A 1814-nucleotide genomic window follows, 5' to 3' on the forward strand; every position below is an offset into this window, starting at 1 on the left:
GGCTTTTAGCCCCCAGCGTTATCAGACTTTGCTCAAAGACAGCGAGCACCTTTGTTGGTATTTTTTGTTGGTACCTGCCGATACCAACAACCGAGATACCAACACATGGTCCTATCAGACCTGAGAGTGAGGAACGCCAAAGCCGAGGCCGCGCCGTACAAGATGATGGACGGCAGCGGCATGTTCCTGCTGGTTCAACCGAACGGCTCGAAATACTGGCGCTGGTCCTATCGTTTCCAGCGCAAACAGAAGACGCTCGCCTTGGGCGTGTACCCCGTCGTGTCGCTGGCAGCAGCGCGGCGAAAGTGCGACGACGCACGCCAGCAACTCGCAGCCGGGATCGATCCGAGCCAGGCGCGCAAGGATGCGAAGCAAGCGGCGGAAGCGGAAGCCGGCAACCTGTTCGAGATCGTGGCGCGCGAATGGTATGACTCGCAGCGCCTGGCATGGACGGACAGTTACGCCGACAAGGTGATGCATTCGCTGGAAGTGGACGTGTTCCCGAAGATCGGGAGCCGTCCGATCGCCGAGATCGACGCGCCGCAGATGCTCGCCCTCGTCCGGGACGTCGAAGCGCGCGGGGTGCGGGAGACGGCCAAGCGGATACTTCAGCGATCCCGTGCCGTGTTCCAGTACGGAATCATGACGGGACGCTGCGACAGAAATCCGGCCGCCGATATCGACGCGAAGTCCGTTCTGCGAAAGGGGCCGGGCGTGCAGCACATGGCGCGCGTCAAGGTGACGGAGATCCCTCAGCTCATGCGCGACATCAACGCCTACCAAGGTGACCTCGTTACCCGGCTAGCGCTCCGTCTGATGGCGCTCACCTTCGTCCGGACGAAGGAAATGATTCACGCGGAATGGGCGGAATTCGATGAGGCCGCAGCCGAGTGGCGCATTCCGGCCGAGCGCATGAAGATGCGCGATCCGCATATCGTGCCGCTGTCACGGCAGGCGCTCGACGTGCTCGCGCAGCTTCGGGCAATGAACGGGCAGCACAGGTTCGTGTTCTACAGCGTGCAGGGGCGGAGCCACATTTCGAACAACACGATGCTCTATGCGCTGTACCGCATGGGCTACAAGTCACGGATGACCGGGCACGGCTTTCGCGGGCTGGCCGCCACAGTGCTGCGTGAGCTTGGGTACAGCAGGGATGTTGTGGAGCGACAGATGGCTCACGCGGAGCGCAACCAGGTGACGGCGGCGTATGTCCACGCAGAATACATGCCGGAACGCAAGCGGATGATGCAGGCTTGGGGGGATCACCTCGACCGGCTCAAAGCCCGCGCGGACATCATCCCGTTGATGGCGGTGCGATAAGCCTTGCGGGCCAGCAGGGTGAGAACTGCTGCACCACCTCATCGATGTCCGCTGCGATTTGTGTTTCAAGAGAGGCGTGTCGCCTTGAGCGGGCCACGCCAGACGCACAACCTCACATCATGCCGTGTGATCTCGCGTAGTCCCTGAGCGCATCGTTCATCCGTGTTTGCCATCCATCGCCCTGGGCCTTGTAGGCATCCACGATGTCAGGATCGATCCGCAGCTTGAGCGGCATCTTGGGATTGACCGACTTCGGCCGGCCTCGCGGCTTCGTCAACTTGGCCGCAACCTCCTTGCCGAACAACTCGGACAACACGTCTTCAGCCGGTCGCGCGCGCGCGAAGTCGGCATCCGTCCACGCCGGATTGTCGTCAGTCGGCTTGCTGGTTTTTTGCTTGCTCATATCTCTTCACCTCACGGGAGTTGGCTTTTCGAAGGCTGATAACGTGAACCATGCCGCCGCGCGGCGTGAACACCAGCATATGAAGGCGATC

General features: G+C 61.4%; 2 protein-coding genes. One reads left to right on the forward strand and one right to left on the reverse strand.

What is annotated here, in order from left to right; genetic code table 11:
- The first annotated feature begins 105 nt into the window (after positions 1-105).
- On the forward strand, positions 106-1320 hold the full coding sequence (locus tag ACYP33_RS24475; protein ID WP_459624285.1) for a tyrosine-type recombinase/integrase: 1215 nt from the start codon (positions 106-108) through the stop codon (positions 1318-1320).
- A gap of 112 nt (positions 1321-1432) precedes the next feature.
- Here the strand turns inward: ACYP33_RS24475 and ACYP33_RS24480 are convergent, their stop codons facing one another.
- A complete protein-coding gene (locus ACYP33_RS24480) occupies positions 1433-1723 on the reverse strand; it encodes a BrnA antitoxin family protein (RefSeq protein ID WP_459624286.1) in 291 nt (96 codons plus the stop codon).
- Between the last annotated feature and the right edge of the window lie 91 nt (positions 1724-1814).

It is taken from the genome of Burkholderia sp. 3C (assembly GCF_054589155.1).

Excerpts from the sequence above, each read along its gene's own strand:
- ACYP33_RS24475 (WP_459624285.1), top strand. The coding sequence starts at position 106 with ATGGTCCTATCAGACCTGAGAGTGAGGAACGCCAAAGCCGAGGCCGCG.
- ACYP33_RS24480 (WP_459624286.1), bottom strand. The coding sequence starts at position 1,723 with ATGAGCAAGCAAAAAACCAGCAAGCCGACTGACGACAATCCGGCGTGG.